The following is a 14,615-nucleotide window of genomic DNA, read 5'->3' as shown; positions in this document are numbered from 1 at the left end:
ATGACCCAATCCGCTGTCAAGGGCCACAATGGCCCAGCCGACCGCTTGCAATCGGTCGGCGGGGCCTGCCGTTAAACCCGTCCCGGTCCGCCCCCGGCATGTCATCGACGCCTTCGGCTCAGTCTCATATCCGCGGATACCGCTCCGGCGGCCCGCAATCCTCTCCTTCGGCGGGGTTCCCCAAGTCTGTCGAGGCGCATGCGGAGGGCTCCGCGCGCACAGCGAAATAGGGGGTATCCCCGAAGGCCGCCCGGCTCGCCGGGGCGGGGGCTATGTCCATTCCGCGCCCTCCCGGCACATCGTGCCGAGGGCCCAGAGCCACCTCACGAGCTCGGCCGCGGTGGCCGCGTTGGCCTTCGCCTGGGGCATGCCGCGGGCGAGCATCTCCTCGCGCCGCCGCAGGAGCCGCTCGGATCCCTTCCTCCCGTGCATCCTTATCTCGAGGGGCACGCCCGTGTCCCTCGGCATGAGCTTCGGCTGGTGCCGCGCCGCGGCGTAGCACCATGAACCCTCAACGGCCAGCTTCCTCACGAGCGCGTTGCCCGCGCCGCTGATGCCTCCGAGCAGCACGGAGTCGCCGCTCGACCTCTGGCTCGGCGCGAGGCCGAAATAGGCCGTGACCTGCCTTCCGGAACGGAACCTCGTGAAGTCGCCGACCTCGGCCGAGAAGGCTGCGGCCAGCGCGAAGGCGCAGCCCTTGATCGACTGGAGGGCGGCCGCCTCCGCGGCGATCGGGCTGGCATCCACGGCCGCCCTGTACTCGGAGAGCAGGTCCGCCCGGGCCTCCGCCGCGGCCTCGACCTCGCTCCTCAGGGCGGCGAGCGTCCGAACCCCGCCGTCGTCCTCCGGCCTGACCTTGTCGAGCCACCTCAGGAAGTCGTAGGTCCAGTACTTCCTCGGGTTGCCGGCGGGCGTGGTGCCGCCGTAGGCGAACCCTCGCTTTGCGAGGAAGGCGAGCAGCCGCTGCTTGGCGGTCGCCAGGCGCGCGGTCGCCCCGTCGTAGGCGCCGGCGAGGTCCCTGATGCCCTCGACCTCGGGGGAGGGGACCCATACGGGGGAGATGTCGTGGGCGAGTATCGCCTTGGCCATCCTGGCGGCGTCGTTCCTGTCGTTCTTGGAGGCCGAGTCGGCGGCCGACCTGGGGATCTTCGAGACCGCGGCGACGACACACTCGACGCCGAGCCCGGCGAGCTCCCTCTGCGGGGCGAAGCCGGGGTAGCCGCTCTCGTAGGCCGCGAGCGACGGCCCGGGGAACCCACCCATCCACCCGGCGATCTCGCCCCAGGGGTTGCCGGGGAACCTCCTCGTCACGGCCTCGCCGGTGTCCGCGTCGAGGGCGCAGACGGTGGTCGACCTCAGGTGGACGTCCATCCCGAACGCGGTAGAATACTTTGGCATGGGAGCCTCCCAACCTCGTTGCGGCGCGGCTGCGCCTATGGCACTTCAACATCATTGTCGCAGCCCCGACCCGCGGTCACGAGCGGGGGCTCCTATCTTTTTAGTGCCCTCGGATTGGGTCATAGTGTCTGTCGTTGCCAAGACATCGGCACTCCCGTTGCTGGCAAGGGGCGGCACTTGGGGACGTTCCTTTTCTGCCGGCACCTGGGGACACTCCTGATGTAGTCGTTGGGGACGTTCTTGATGTAGTCGTTGGGGACGTTCTTAAATGACTACTGAGGATGAGCGTCCAAAAATCCGCGCTCGTTCGATTGGCGCATGTCTACGCAGCGTAGGTTGTCGAGCCTGGCCTTCAAATGGATACTGACTGTCGAACCGGTTCACTCCATTTCTTCAACTTGATTGGACAGCCCATGAACCAGACACGGCAAACCAATGCTTCCCATACTTTTTTGGCAGCGCATGCCATCAAGCGGCTGCGCGAAGAGCGCGGCCTCACCCAGCGCGCCCTGGCGGAAAGCCTTGGCGTGACCGATAAAGCCGTCAGCAAGTGGGAATCCGGCCGCGGCCTTCCTGACATTTCCCTCGTTGAGCCTTTGGCCCAGAGACTCGGCATAAGCGTGGCTGAGCTTTTGGCTGGTGACATTCGGGCTAACGCCAACCGTGCAGGCAATATGCTCAAAGGCGTCTTTTACGTTTGCCCTATCTGCGGAAACGTTGTGCACGCGCTCGGAGAAGGCAGCTTTAGCTGCTGTGGCTCCACGATGTTTCCCCAGGAGGCCGAAGAGCCGGACGCGGACCATGCCTTTTCCATCGAGCGCATCGAGGACGATTGGTACGTCACGCTCGATCATCCCATGACCAAGGATCACTACATTAGCTTTGTGGCATATGCGACTATGGACGGCATCAGCTTTAAGAAGCTCTATCCAGAGCAATCGGTGCAGCCGCGCTTCCATATTACCGGGCGCGGCAGAATATTTCTTTACTGCAACCAACACGGACTCTTTACGTCGCTGACGCCTCGCAAATAACGGCTGTCTATCCGCCCTCCTCATGCGTTCCCAGGGGACCCAAAATGAGCGTGGATAATCTCCCGGTTTTGGCTCGGTGACGGCCTCAAAGTGGGAGATTGTCCACGCTCGTTAGTTAAGCGTCCAAAAATCCACGCTCGTCGCTACTTGAGCCCGGGCAGGCGGGTGTAGGGAAACGATTGCTCCAGGAACTCGGAGCAGCGGGCGTAGTCTTTGGCAAAGTAGCTGCTGTAGAGCGAATCGAGCACGTATTGCACGGCGATGTGGCACGCGAACTGTGTGATGCGGTGCGTCATGCTCTCGTGGTCGCTCACCGTGAGGTAGGCGGCAAAGCCGGGGTGAATACGCGCGCAATGAGGCGTGCCGATGACGATGGCCGGGACATGCCGACTGCTGATGATCGGCAAGATGTCCTTGAGGTTGGGGGCAAGGCCGCTGTAGGAGATAGCGATTGCCACATGGTCGGGGCCCGAGGCAAGCGCCGTGCGCACCTGGGCTTCGGCATTGTCGTGGCACGTCGCACTTTTACCGTCGGAGAGTAGGCGATCGCGGAACATTCCTGCTGGATAGAGGTTGTGCGAGCCCGTGAAAATATCGACCTGTCGGGCGTTCGCGATGAGCTTGGCGGCGTAGTCGAGCTGTGCGGGGTCGAGCAGCTCCTGCGTCTCGGCCAGCGTAGTCTGGTAGAGTCCTTCCATACGCTCCATGACCTGCGCGGGGGTGGACGTAGCATCGAAGGGAAAGTCGATGTCCACGTCGCGACGGTTTCCCGCCTCAGTTGTCAAGCGAATAAGCTCGACCTTGAGATCCTTGAAGCCCTCGAGGCCGAGCTTTTTGCAAAAACGGTGCACGCTCGCAACGGAAACGTTGGTGCGCGCGGCAAATTCCTTAATAGAAAGCCCGCGGATGTCCTCGCCGATGGCAAGGGCCGCAATGCCGGGTTGTTGCTCGGTGGGGGTGAGGCCCTGCGCCTCGGTAATCTTGCGTTTGATATCCATGCGAACTCCCACACTTGCCAAACCTGGCAAAAAGGAACGGGTTTATTTTGGCACGTTTCGGTCGGTATCAGGAAGTGTCAGGGACGGGGCGGCGGCGGTCCGTGGGCGCGAAAAGAAGTGTCGGGTTTGGCGCGCCCGCTTCTGCCCGTTCCGTGCGCAGACGATACTCGGCTTATCGAGGGTTAATCGACAATATGAGAACCACTGGGGAAAAGGTTTTGGGAAGGGCTTGAAAGGGCTTGCGATTCGAGCCCTCGCCTTAGTATTTTGGCCATTTGGCACTATAATCACCATAGGCATGCGCATAACGTTGCGCTGAATCAAGAGGAGAAAACGTATGGGTCTGTTTGACATGTTCAAGAAGAAGGCTGAGCCCGCGGCTGCCGCTGCTCCGGCCTCCATCTCTGCTTCTGCCGGCGCCGACGTGCTGTGCTCGCCCGTCAAGGGCAAGGTCATCAAGATGGCCGACGTGCCCGATCCCGTCTTTGGTGGCGAGGTTCTGGGCAAGGGCTGCGCCGTGTGGCCCGAGGACGATCTGGTCTACGCTCCCTGCGACGGCAAGGTGACCGTCACCATGGGTCACGCCGTGGGCCTGCAGTCCGATAGCGGCATCGAGGTTCTGGTGCACGTTGGCGTCGATACCGTCAACATGAACGGCGACGGCTTCGAGGGCTTCGTCAAGGCCGACGATGTCGTTAAGGCTGGCCAGCCAATGCTCAAGATCGACCGCGCCAAGATCGCCGCTGCCGGCTACAAGGACTGCGTCGTCGTGGCTGTGTCCAACACCGCCGAGTTCGCCGACGTCGAGCTCGCCGTCGAGGCTGACTCCGCTGTCTCCGCTGGCGATGCCATCGTCAAGGTCGTCCGCAAGTAGTCTGCGGCAACATAAGGGTGTTTTGGGGTGGTCGGGTTATCCGGCCGCCCTTTTTTATTGCAATGCGGCGGAACGTTTTATTGCGCGTTGGGCGGACCGGTAAACCGTTCGGACGTTAAATCGAGCCGACTGCGCCTTTGCTTTGCCGGGGGTGTTCGTTATCGGCTAGTATGGCCTTATTGTTACGACGCGCACCGCGTCGGGAAGCGCGGTGCCGCTTGTTGGGAGGAATGTCATGAAGAAGAAGCTGCTGCTTGCGCCCCTGATGGCTGTTCTGGTCGCGTGCGTGGTTGTGCTTTCCGGCTGCGGAGGTCCTTCGGTTGAGGAGCTCATCACCGAGGATCTTACGACGCAGTTTGACGAGGTCAAGAACGGCGGCGACGACTTCCTCGCCGGCCTGGAAGAGGCCTCGGGCGACGAGTTCGAGCAGCTGGGCATCGATCCCAAGGAGTACGCCAAGAGCTATCTCGAGGGTTTTGACTACAAGATCGGCGATGTGACGGTCGACGAGGACAAGGGCACCGCGACTGCCGATGTCACCATTACCTGCAAGTCCATGAACAAGATCGTTGAAGATTTCGCCACCCAGTATCAGGAGAAGATCGCGGCGCTCGATACGATGCCTTCCGAGGACGACCTGTACAAGATGGCCGGCCAGGTCATGGTCGACGTGACCAAGGCCGCTAAGACCAAGGACACCAAGGTTACCTTCAAGTACACCGCCAATGACGATGGCGAGTGGTATGCTGACGATTCCGCAACCACCGAGATGATGAATGCAATGATGAACTAGGGGAGTTACGCGGTAGTTCGTTGCGGCGTTTTACCAAACGCCGCAACTGCTCGACGCTGCAAACGCCCCTAAGCGGCAATCTGACGTTCAATTTCAAGGGCGCGACCAGAAGGTCAGCGCCCTTTCATTTCACGTCACCTTGCTCGCTTAGGGGCGTTTTCGCTGTCCGTCCTCTACCTGCGACGTTGCCATTGTTTGACCAGTCGTTTAAGAACGTCCCCAACGACTACTTTCCGCGCAACGGCATTGCGGCGGCTGGGTTGGGCAGCGCTGGCGTTACTCGCCCAGGATCAGCGCCGCGAGCTCTTCCTGCGTGTCAACCACGTAGTCGGCACCGGCTGCTTCGAGCTCTGCGCGGCCTCGGAAGCCCCAGCTGACGCCCGCACTCTTAAGGCCGGCGTTGTGGCCGGTCAGGATATCGACATTGGAATCGCCCACATAGAGCGTGGTTGCCGGATCGGCACCCAGCTCTTCCATCACATGCAGCGTGACGGGTGCTTCGGGCTTGGGCGGAAACGCATCGACACGGCCCTGCACCAGCGCAAAGCGCTCGGAACCAAAGTATTTCTCGATAAGCGAAGCCGCCGAGACGTGGTCCTTGTTAGTGAGTACGGCAAGCTGCACACCCGCGGCGCGCAAGCGGTCGAGCATCTCGATCGTGCCGGCATAGGGGGCGGTGTGGTCCTCCTTGTGCTCGCCGTAGTAAGCCCTAAACTCGGCAAGCGTCTGCTCAAACATACGGCCGTCGCCCGCATACTCGGCGGGCATAAAGCGCTCAACCAGCTTGAGCATGCCGTTTCCCACCTTGTAGCGGTACTCGTCGACGGCAAACGTAGGCCAGCCGTGCGTCTCGCAGGTATGGTTGCCGGCGGCCGCCAGGTCCTCGAGCGTGTTGAGGATGGTGCCGTCTAAATCAAAAATCACATGGGAAAAAGCTGCTGCCATGAAAGCTCCCGTCATTGGGTTTAAAACGCACCTCATAATACTGGGCTTACGTGTCTGGCGTGGCTGGAATCTGAACATCTCCAGGGATATCAAGCCGCATCGCGCCGACCGTGCGGTTCCGCCCTAGCAAATTCTCGGAAGCTGTTCTCCTACGAGCATGTCGAGGATGCGGGTCGATCCCCAGCCGGTGCGTACGCGCACGGCGGGACGGGTGTCCTCGGCAAGCGGCAGCACGCGACCGATAATCGCGGCGTTTTCGCCGTAGCGCGCGGCGCGCATGGCTGCCAGCGCGGCATCGGCCTGCTCGGCCGGCACCACGGCAACCATCTTGCCCTCGTTTGCCACCTGCAGCACATCGTAGCCGAGCATCTCGCAGGCGGCCTGCACGTCGGGGCGCACGGGCACAGCATCCTCGTCGATCTCCATGGCAACGCCGCTGGCCTGGGCAAACTCGTTGAGCGTGGATGCCAGGCCGCCGCGCGTGGGGTCGCGGAAGCAGCGGGTGTCGGGGGCGGCGGCGAGCACGTCGGCAACCAGATGATTGAGCGGTGCGGCGTCGCTTTCGATGTTGCTCGAAAACGCCAAGCCCTCGCGCTGGCTCATGATGGCGATGCCGTGGTCGCCTAGCGTACCCGACACCAGGATGACATCGCCGGGCCGACAGTTTGCACCGCTGAGCGCTACGCCCGCGGGCACTTCGCCCACGCCGGCGGTATTGATGTAGACGCCGTCGGCACCTCCACGCTCGACCACCTTGGTGTCGCCGGTGATTATGGACACGCCCGCCTCGCGCGCTGTTTCGGCCATGGTTTGCACAATCTGGCGCAGCTTGTCCATGGGATAGCCCTCTTCGAGGATAAAGCCGCATGAGAGGTAGCGCACGTTGGCGCCCGAGGTCGCGACGTCGTTGACGGTTCCACATACGGCGAGGCGGCCGATATTGCCGCCGGGGAAGAACTGCGGCGTTACCACAAAGCTGTCGGTCGACATGGCGATTCGCCCGCTTGCGGGCAGCGCGGCGACGCCGGCATCGTTGCCCGCGAGCAGCTCGGGCGACCCAAAGGCATCCAGAAAGACCTCATCGATAATGCGCTTCATCATCTGGCCGCCGGAGCCGTGGCCCAGCAGGACAGTGCTATCGGTGGCATTACGGGACATATCGAAAACTCCAATCGTGGGTGGTGCCGGTACGCGGGAGCGTCCGGGCTAGTCGCGGTATCTAAAGTACGCCGCGCAGCTGCCTTCGGAGCTCACCATGCAGGGGCCGACGGGGTGTTCGGGCGTGCAAGCGCGGCCAAACAGAGGACAGTCGCTCGGCGTGATGGCTCCGCGCAGCACGTCGCCGCAGCGGCAGCCGCGTGGCTCGACCGTCGGTTCAATGGGTACGTCAAAGCGGGCGCCGGCATCAAAGCGCACGAATTCGGGTCGGATGGAAAGACCCGAAGCCGCAATCGGTCCCAGTCCGCGCCACGTGGTGTCGCACGGCTCAAACACCTGCTCGACCAGCTGGCGCGCTACGGGATTGCCGTCTGCATTGACGCCACGGCGGTAGGCGTTGTCGATTGCGGGCCTGTGCTCGACAACCATCTGGACCAGCATGCAGATGCCCTGCAAGATATCGACCGGCTCAAACCCGGTGACTACACCGGGGGTCTCGAACTCATCGACCAAAAACCTAAAGGGTGCCAGGCCCGTGATGGTAGCGACGTGACCAGGCAGGATAAAGCCGTCGATGGTCGTTTCGGGGTCGTTGGAGATCGCACGCAGAGCCGGCGGCGTGGTCTTGTGAGCACAGTAGACCGAGAAGTTCTGGAGCTCGCGCGCGTCGGCCTCTAGGATGGCGGCGGCAATGGTGGGCGTTGTGGTCTCAAAGCCGACGCCCATAAAGATAACCGGGCGTTCGGGATTTTGCTCAGCAATGTCGAGTGCGTCGAGCGGAGAGTAGACGATGCGGATGTCGCGTCCCGCCGCCTTTTGCGCGGCAAGCGAGGTGGACGATCCTGGCACGCGCATCATGTCGCCAAAGGTGGTGATGATGGCGCCGTCCATCTTGGCGAGCGCGATTGCATGGTCGATATCGCGGTTGGCGGTAACGCAGACGGGGCAACCCGGACCGCTCAGCAGTTTGAGCCCGGCAGGCATAATGGAGCGAAAGCCATAGCGCCCGATGTTCACGGTATGCGTGCCGCAGACTTCCATAAGGTTGATGCTGCGGCTGCCGACAAGCGCATGAATACGATCGATGAGCTCGCGAGCCAGCCTGGGGTCGCGAAATGCCGAAAAGTCGATACCGGAACGCGCCGGCTGTCCGGCCGCCACTAGTATGCCTCGGCCGGATTGCTGGCCAGTTGGTCTTCTTCGGCCAGTTCGGTCATGGCGTTAACGAGCTCGAGCGTTTCTTGCGCTTCCTGCTCGTCGACGATCTGGATGCCAAAGCCGGCGTGTACGAGAATATAGTCGCCAACCTGCGCCGTCGGTACGAGACGCAGCGAAATGGGGCGCTCGATGCCCATCATGTCGACGGTCGCCTTAAGGTCGTCGTCGCGTTTGACCACTTTACCGGGAACGGCAAGGCACATAATGTTCCCCTTTTATACGTTTTGCGCTGGATAGGCGCCTAATTACCCATCAGTTGATGGTAGCGCTCGCGGAAGTCACGAGCAAACGCGTTACACCTGTGAGACGGCGGCGCGCAGGCTGGCAAAACAGCCTATCGCAACGCCGTCTGCGCGAGGCGAGCGCGAGCGATGGCGGCCTGACCGTAGGCGATGCAGCCGTCGTTGGCGGGTACAGCGTGGGGGACCAAGACGGCAAGACCGGCGTCTTTGAGTTCGTGGGTAAGGAGCTGAAGCAAAAGCCGGTTCATGAACACACCGCCCGAGAGCGCGACGGTGTCGAGGTCTTCACGGACGCAGATCTCGCTTGCGATGCGGGCCGACGCGCGTGCGATGGTGACATGGAAGTCGAGCGCGAGCTTGCCGGCGGGCACGCCGGTCCTGATTCCATCCAAAAGCGCCTCAAAAAGCGGTCTGGAGTTCAGAACATGGAAGTCGTCCGGACGGGATGATTCGGTTACGGAAAAGCTGGCCATATTGCCGGTGGGGCAGGCACTTTCACTGCTGAACGCGCGCCAGGCGGCGGCTTCGAGTTCTATGGCAGGCTCGCCCTCGTAGGTTGCCTTGTCGCAGATGCCCAGAATTGCTGCCGCGGCATCAAAGAGACGCCCCATGCTGCTGGTGCGCGGGCTGTTGATGCCGTGCTCGATCATGGTGGCTGTCACGCTGCGCGTTTGCTCGTCGAGGCTGCCCAAAAGCCGAGCGGCGCCTGGGTGCTCGAGCAGACCGAGCTCACTGAGCAGGGCAAAGGCGTTGCGGCGGGCGTCGCGCACGGAGGCCGCCCCGCCGGGGAGCGCCCAGGTGAGTAAATGCGCGGCGCGCTCAAAGCCGCCAAGGCCGGCAACAAGAAACTCGCCGCCCCAAATGGTCCCATCGGTGCCGGCGCCGGTGCCGTCAAAGGCGATGCCAAGGACACGCGCGTCGGTTGTAAGCTGGCCCGCGGCGATGGCCTCGGCCATTACGCTCGCGATATGCGCATGATGGTGCTGCACCTCGACGAGCGGCAGATTGTGCTCCCGTGCCTGCTCGCGCGCCCACTGGCTCGATAGATAGCTGGGGTGCAAATCGCAGGCCAAGGCGGCGGGCGCCAAGTCAAAGAGATCTTCCAAGCGCGTGCGCGCGGCGTTCCAGGCATCGAAGGTCTCGCCGTTTTCAACATCGCCGATATGCTGCGACACAAAACAGGTTGCCTCGCCGTTCGTCCCTTCACGCGTGAGCGCAATCGTGGCCTTTTGTTGTGGCCCGCAGGCGAGCACGCAGGACGGAGCGCCGTCGAGCGCCGGCAACGGCAACGGCTGGGGTGCATATCCGCGAGCGCGGCGCACGGGCATAACGGCGCCGTCGACCACGCGCACTACAGAGTCGTCGTAGCGCGAGAGGATCGCGCGGTCGTTGCCGAGCAACGCATCGGCGATGCCGGCGGCAACGAGGTGTTCCCAGGCAAGATCGTCGTCGGTTTCTATGGGTTCTTCGCTCAGGTTTCCGCTGGTCATGACGAGCGCGTGCATACCGCAGGCTTCTGCCGCGGCAAGCAACAGATGTTGAAGCGGCGTATAGGGGAGCATGATGCCGAGCTCTGGAAGGTCGTGCGCGACGGACGGCGCGAGCGCGAGGGCGTCGGGGGAGCCGCCGCTCTCGCAAGCAGCACGTCGGCGCAGCAGCACAATGGGGCGAATGCTGCCGGCCAGCAAGCCGCGCTCAACGTCGCTGACATGGCATAGGCGTTCAACGTCGGCAAGGTCGCGCATCATGACGGCAAGTGGTTTGTTGCTGCGGCGTTTGCGACGGCGCAGCTCGGCCACCGCCTGCTCGCTGGCGGCGTCACAGGCTAGATGAAATCCGCCCAGGCCCTTGATGGCGACGATGCCACCGCTGGCCAGCAGCTCAACGCAGCGCTCGATAATGGCGTCGCTGGCCTCGCGTGTGGTGCCGACTGCCGGTGTCGCGGACGAATTCCCGCACGCATCGCCGTTCACAGCCTCGCGCCACGTAATATGCGGCCCGCAATCAAAGCAGGCATCGGGTTGCGCGTGAAAACGCCGGTCGAGTGGGTCGGCATACTCCGCGGCACACTTGGGACACATGGGAAAACAATCCATCGACGTGGCCGCTCGGTCATAAGGCAACGATCGGATGATGGTAAAGCGTTGGCCGCAGTTAGTGCAGTTGATAAAGGGGTAGTGATAGCGTCGGTCGGCGGGATCGAACAACTCGCGCAGACAATCGTCACAGGTAGCGATATCGGGCGAGACGAGCGTCGTGTGCGCGGTCTGGTCCTGCGATGCCACAATGCGAAAGCCCTGCTCATCGGCAGCACTCCAACCGCCAGGCCCCAAGTCCACAACCTCGACATGCTCTACGCGAGCCGCCGCGGGCGCATGCTCAGAAAGCGCGGCAACAAAAGCATCGAGCGCATCGGCCGGAGCGTGCGCCTCGATATGTACGCCGTCGCCCGCATTGAGCACCCATCCGCAAATGCCATGCGCCATGGCCTCGCGATACACAAATGGTCGCATGCCAACGCCCTGCACAATGCCCGTCACATGAATATGCACATGCCGCATGCGACACTCCTCATCAAAACCGACCAAAAAGGGACAAGTTTATTTTGGTAGGTAAAACGCTAAACCTGCCAAAACAAACCTGTCCCTTTTTGGTAGGTGCGCTACAGCCCCAGGCTCTGCTTGGTGGCGGCGCACGTGAGCTCGCCGTGCTTAACGCCGCGCAGGCCCAGCAGGCGATCGGCTAGTTCGTAGACGCGCTCGCCGCGACCCTTGAGTGCCAGGATCTCCAGACAGTTGTGGTGATCCAGATGCACGTGCATGGTCGATACGATCTCGCCGGTGTAGTCGTGCTGCACTTCGTCCAGACGGCGCGTCAGGTCGCCGGTATGGTGGTCGTAGATCATGGTGAGCGACCCGATAACATGCTCGTCGGGCGTGCGCATCTGCTCCTTGGCGATCGAGGCGCGAATCAGGTCGCGCACGGCCTCGGAGCGGTTGGCCACGTCGCCGCGGCGCGCGATCTGTTCGTCAAAACGGCGCAGCAGGTCATCCGGTGCGGTAACCGAAAAACGGACCAGCTCGGAGCCGGAGCCACTACAGTGGCAGCCCGCGTCACCGTCCGCCCCGTGCGGATGCTCGTGCTCGTACCCGCAGCCGTGCTCGTGTTCGGCCACCTTACACCAGCTTCACGGAGCCGACGGAGTTGTGGTCGGCCTCGATGGCTTCCTCGTAGCCCTCGAGCGCGTCATGCGCCTCGTGCAACGCGGCCATGGCGGCCTCGAGCTTGGCGCCGATGCGCTCCATGTCAAAATTCTCGGTCGCATGCAGCAACTGATGGCTCCATTCGTGAGCGAGCTCGATGGTGTCGTCGACCTGTTTGACGCTCATGGCAAGCTGGCTCATGTTCATTCCAACATCATGCATGGGAAATCTCCTTTTGTATGGGGCAGTTCAGTGGTTCAGATTTTACTACGCCCGCTTTGCGCGCAGCTGCATAAGAAAACGGGTGCGAGCCTGTGCGACCCGCACCCGTTCACTGGGGGCTGTTTGTAACTACCATACTATCCGTGGTCGCATGCCTTGCGTTTGGCACTCCGGTGAGCGGTGCGAAACCGCTCATGGACGGCAGACAAGTAACAAGCGTATTACAGATGTTTCTCCAGCAGTGCCTGAAGTCTTGCCTTGGGTAAGGCGCCAACCGAGCGGTCGACCTCCTCGCCGTTCTTAAAGACGATCAGCGTGGGGATGCTCATGACGCCAAACTTCATGGCCAGGTCCTGGTTGTCGTCGACGTTGCACTTGGCCACAGCCAACTTGCCGGCCAGCTCGTCGGCAACCTCGTCTACGATGGGCGAGAGCGAGCGGCAGGGGCCGCACCACGGGGCCCAAAAATCAACCAGTACGGGCAGGCTATCGTTGACGACAGCGCCGAAGTTCTCGGGGGTAATCTGCTTAATGTCAGCCATGGTGACCTCCATAATACGACGCGGCTCGGCCGCGTAAAACTCAGTACGACCGTGCTTATACCCAGCGGCCCGCAAAGCAACCACTCGCGGGCGGCTCTTTTATATAATGGTGGGCACGCAAACGATTGGAGAGCGCATGCCCACGTCACAAAGCCAGAAAAAAGAAGCCATCGCTCAGGCGACCGAGCAGGAGCTCGCGTCGCTTGCAGATCGCGGTGTGCGTATCGCGGGCAACGCGTGCTCGCCGATTGTGCTGGTCAAAGGCGATTTGGATGAAGCCGAGTGCTCGGGCGGCGAGCTGGCCGCCGGCGCGGATGGCGCCGCGTTGCGCAAGGCGCTCGGTGCCATCGGATATGCCCCCGAGGATTTTTGTGTGCTGGCAAGCGTCGCCGGCGCGGGCGACGGAGCGGTCGCGGCGGGCGAGGCCCTGACGTGCGACCTGTTCCGCGAGGCGCTGGAGACCTTGGACCCCGAGGCGGTGCTGCTGCTGGACAACAGTGCGGCCGATGTCATGCGCGAGACCTATGCCGATATGCTTGTGGCAATTGATGACTTTGACACCGCCATGCTCAAGCCCGGCCTGGTCGCCCATGTGCAGGGGCGCCGCGTGCTGGCGCTCGACGGTTTTGAGGCGGCGCTCACCGACAAGGCCGCCAAGCAGCGCATGTGGGCCTACATTAAGCAGCTGACCCCGGCGGCTGCACCGCTGTAGCGAGGTTGGCGGCAGCCCCTACATCACGGCGCGCAGCTCAAACCGGTCGCCGTTAATGCGGAACTGGCAGTTGCCGTTCATGCGCTCGACGGCAAGCATAATGCTCTTGGTGCCAAAGCCGTGCCCAGTGTGCTGAGTCACGGGCATGCCGTCGACCATGTGCGGCGCACGGCCAAACGTGTTGGAAACCAGCAATAGAAGCTGACCGTCTTCGTAGCGAAGGTCCAGGTCGACAAACCGCTTGCCTTCGGGGGCGGCGCTCGCCGCGGCGATGGCATTGTCCAGGGCGTTCGATACCACACTGAATAGATCGACATCGCCCACGTGGACGGTTTCGGGCACGGCGGCGTGCAGGTCGGCGGTGATGCCGTGCGCGTTGATGTCCGCGGAAAGCGACGAGAGCGCAATGTTGACCGTTTCGTTGGCGCAGTAGCGGCGCACGGCGGTGCGGTCGTTGGTCTCGCAGAGCGCGTCGATGCGCTCGAGTGCCTCATCGGTGTGACCCTCTTCGATCAGGGCCGCTAGACCGCGCAGGTAGTGGCGCATGTCGTGACGGAGAACCGAGAGCTCGCGTCCGGACTGGCGCCAGGCTTCGAGCTCTTTGATGGCCGCGCTGTCGCGGGTCGCGAGCATCCAGCGCTCGCGCTCGGCGATTTCCTTTGCCTCGTATTCGCGAAGGTAGACGGCAAGAAACATAAGGTAGAACGCGCAGAGGGCGAACGCCAAAAACTCAACGGTTACTACCGAGCCCGAGTGGAAGAGCGTGGTATAGACGTTGGTGGCGTAGTCGAAGATGTAGTAGACGAGCGGCAGGATGAGCAGAATCTCCAACTCGGTGGGGCTTTTGGCCGCCAGGCGCGGACCGATGTCTCTGGCCCAATGCAGCAAGATCGCAAAGACGCCGAGCGTCGTGATGATGCGCGCCGCGTAATATGCGATTTGCGAATCGGTGGCAGCGAATGCGGCGATGCCCATCCAGTTGCTAAACTGGCAGCTCAGGTAGGCACTGGTAACGCCCAGGATGGCGAGCAGCGGACTCAGGCGATAGCGAACGCACAGGTAGACGACAAGCGGCAGATGCACGACGAGTGGATAGGCCTGTCGGGCGAAAAGCTCGCCGCCGACGGCATTGGCGAGGCCGAATGCGCATCCGGTTACGGCGCCGACCCCAACCAGCTTCCACCGTATGCCGAAAACACCCGGACGATGCCGTGCAGATCGCTTCGCTCTGCTATAGTCTCCCAAATTCACGTTTTCTATTGGGATGGTGGTTAAT

The 14,615-nt window shown here is 62.4% G+C and carries 16 protein-coding genes; 5 read left to right on the top strand and 11 right to left on the bottom strand.

Going from position 1 to position 14,615, the window contains the following annotated elements; translation table 11 throughout:
* Positions 1 to 270: 270 nt before the first annotated feature.
* Complete coding sequence (locus DXC18_RS01905) at positions 271 to 1,398, bottom strand: IS110 family transposase (protein ID WP_117716171.1); 1,128 nt, start codon at positions 1,396 to 1,398, stop codon at positions 271 to 273.
* 356 nt (positions 1,399 to 1,754) lie between these two features.
* Between DXC18_RS01905 and DXC18_RS01900 the strand changes: the two genes are divergently transcribed.
* Positions 1,755 to 2,432, top strand: a complete 678-nt coding sequence (locus tag DXC18_RS01900; RefSeq protein ID WP_233508976.1) for a helix-turn-helix domain-containing protein — start codon at positions 1,755 to 1,757, stop codon at positions 2,430 to 2,432.
* Between the two features lie 143 nt (positions 2,433 to 2,575).
* On the opposite strand, the gene DXC18_RS01895 is transcribed toward DXC18_RS01900, so the two are convergent.
* Positions 2,576 to 3,430: a MurR/RpiR family transcriptional regulator gene (locus DXC18_RS01895; protein WP_117716169.1), complete on the bottom strand. Its 855-nt coding sequence runs from the start codon at positions 3,428 to 3,430 to the stop codon at positions 2,576 to 2,578.
* A 337-nt stretch (positions 3,431 to 3,767) separates the two neighbouring features.
* Here DXC18_RS01895 and DXC18_RS01890 point away from each other — a divergent pair, with 337 nt between their 5' ends.
* Entirely contained in the window at positions 3,768 to 4,304 is a 537-nt protein-coding gene (locus DXC18_RS01890; protein WP_117629667.1) for a PTS glucose transporter subunit IIA, read from the top strand.
* Between the two features lie 235 nt (positions 4,305 to 4,539).
* The gene (locus DXC18_RS01885; RefSeq protein ID WP_117629668.1) at positions 4,540 to 5,097 is read left to right on the top strand and encodes a hypothetical protein; all 558 of its coding nucleotides are present in this window, start codon (positions 4,540 to 4,542) and stop codon (positions 5,095 to 5,097) included.
* A 276-nt stretch (positions 5,098 to 5,373) separates the two neighbouring features.
* On the opposite strand, the gene DXC18_RS01880 is transcribed toward DXC18_RS01885, so the two are convergent.
* The 8 genes from DXC18_RS01880 to trxA form a co-directional block, all read right to left on the bottom strand.
* Positions 5,374 to 6,042: an HAD family hydrolase gene (locus tag DXC18_RS01880; RefSeq protein ID WP_233508975.1), complete on the bottom strand. Its 669-nt coding sequence runs from the start codon at positions 6,040 to 6,042 to the stop codon at positions 5,374 to 5,376.
* A gap of 123 nt (positions 6,043 to 6,165) precedes the next feature.
* Positions 6,166 to 7,200: a hydrogenase expression/formation protein HypE gene (hypE, locus tag DXC18_RS01875; RefSeq protein WP_117629670.1), complete on the bottom strand. Its 1,035-nt coding sequence runs from the start codon at positions 7,198 to 7,200 to the stop codon at positions 6,166 to 6,168.
* Positions 7,201 to 7,248: 48 nt separating this feature from the next.
* Complete coding sequence (gene hypD, locus DXC18_RS01870) at positions 7,249 to 8,361, bottom strand: hydrogenase formation protein HypD (RefSeq protein ID WP_233505688.1); 1,113 nt, start codon at positions 8,359 to 8,361, stop codon at positions 7,249 to 7,251.
* Positions 8,361 to 8,621 (bottom strand): HypC/HybG/HupF family hydrogenase formation chaperone, encoded by a 261-nt coding sequence (locus DXC18_RS01865; protein ID WP_117629671.1) that lies wholly within the window; start codon positions 8,619 to 8,621, stop codon positions 8,361 to 8,363. Before DXC18_RS01865 ends, hypD begins: the two co-directional genes overlap by 1 nt.
* A gap of 131 nt (positions 8,622 to 8,752) precedes the next feature.
* Complete coding sequence (gene hypF / locus DXC18_RS01860; RefSeq protein WP_117716167.1) at positions 8,753 to 11,221, bottom strand: carbamoyltransferase HypF; 2,469 nt, start codon at positions 11,219 to 11,221, stop codon at positions 8,753 to 8,755.
* A 101-nt stretch (positions 11,222 to 11,322) separates the two neighbouring features.
* On the bottom strand, positions 11,323 to 11,835 hold the full coding sequence (gene nikR, locus DXC18_RS01855) for a nickel-responsive transcriptional regulator NikR (RefSeq protein ID WP_199408882.1): 513 nt from the start codon (positions 11,833 to 11,835) through the stop codon (positions 11,323 to 11,325).
* Between the two features lies 1 nt (position 11,836).
* Positions 11,837 to 12,085: a hypothetical protein gene (locus DXC18_RS01850; RefSeq protein WP_006235225.1), complete on the bottom strand. Its 249-nt coding sequence runs from the start codon at positions 12,083 to 12,085 to the stop codon at positions 11,837 to 11,839.
* Positions 12,086 to 12,306: 221 nt separating this feature from the next.
* On the bottom strand, positions 12,307 to 12,627 hold the full coding sequence (gene trxA / locus DXC18_RS01845; protein ID WP_117629728.1) for a thioredoxin: 321 nt from the start codon (positions 12,625 to 12,627) through the stop codon (positions 12,307 to 12,309).
* Positions 12,628 to 12,763: 136 nt separating this feature from the next.
* On the opposite strand from trxA, the gene DXC18_RS01840 reads away from it, so the two are divergent.
* Positions 12,764 to 13,339 carry a hypothetical protein gene (locus DXC18_RS01840; protein ID WP_117564541.1) on the top strand — a complete coding sequence of 192 codons (576 nt, stop codon included), beginning with the start codon at positions 12,764 to 12,766 and terminating at the stop codon, positions 13,337 to 13,339.
* 18 nt (positions 13,340 to 13,357) lie between these two features.
* Here DXC18_RS01840 and DXC18_RS01835 read toward each other — a convergent pair whose 3' ends face one another.
* A complete protein-coding gene (locus DXC18_RS01835) occupies positions 13,358 to 14,422 on the bottom strand; it encodes a sensor histidine kinase (RefSeq protein ID WP_158551942.1) in 1,065 nt (354 codons plus the stop codon).
* Here DXC18_RS01835 and DXC18_RS10540 point away from each other — a divergent pair.
* A complete protein-coding gene (locus tag DXC18_RS10540; protein ID WP_199412176.1) occupies positions 14,417 to 14,614 on the top strand; it encodes a hypothetical protein in 198 nt (65 codons plus the stop codon). The genes DXC18_RS01835 and DXC18_RS10540 overlap by 6 nt on opposite strands.
* Position 14,615 lies beyond the last annotated feature (1 nt).

The organism is Collinsella sp. OM08-14AT (assembly GCF_003438115.1).
In the GTDB taxonomy this organism is placed as follows: domain Bacteria; phylum Actinomycetota; class Coriobacteriia; order Coriobacteriales; family Coriobacteriaceae; genus Collinsella.
The sequence above is the reverse complement of the archived record's forward strand: the minus strand, read 5'-3'. Positions and strand labels throughout refer to the sequence as shown.